Here is a 510-nt window from a genome sequence, read left to right as displayed (position 1 = left end):
ATCGGGCAGTCGTCGCCGGGGAAGTCGTAGCTGGACAGCAGGTCGCGGATTTCCATTTCAACCAGTTCCAACAGCTCGGCATCGTCGACCATGTCGCATTTGTTCATGAACACGATGATGTAAGGTACGCCTACTTGACGGGCCAGCAGGATGTGTTCGCGGGTTTGCGGCATAGGGCCGTCAGCAGCGGAACATACCAGGATTGCACCGTCCATTTGTGCGGCGCCGGTAATCATGTTTTTAACGTAGTCGGCGTGCCCCGGGCAGTCTACGTGTGCGTAGTGGCGGGTTTCGGTTTCGTATTCCACGTGTGAGGTGTTAATGGTAATACCGCGTGCTTTTTCTTCGGGTGCGTTGTCGATTTGGTCGTAAGCTTTTGCAGCACCACCGAATTTTTTAGCCAAAATAGTAGTCAAAGCGGCAGTCAGGGTGGTTTTACCATGGTCAACGTGACCGATGGTGCCAACGTTTACGTGCGGTTTGCTACGTTCGAATTTTTCCTTAGCCATG

The 510-nt window shown here is 52.9% G+C and carries 1 protein-coding gene; it reads right to left on the bottom strand.

Translation table 11 applies throughout. From position 1 onward, the window contains the following. Window positions 1-509 (bottom strand): GTP-binding protein (locus tag HMPREF2959_RS07935; RefSeq protein ID WP_083314160.1); only part of this gene is annotated, 509 nt, incomplete at its 3' end. Window position 510 lies beyond the last annotated feature (1 nt).

Origin of the sequence: Neisseria sp. HMSC070F02, from assembly GCF_001814225.1 — a bacterium.
In the GTDB taxonomy this organism is placed as follows: Bacteria; Pseudomonadota; Gammaproteobacteria; order Burkholderiales; family Neisseriaceae; genus Neisseria; species Neisseria meningitidis.
This window is presented reverse-complemented; position numbering and strand designations above follow the sequence as displayed.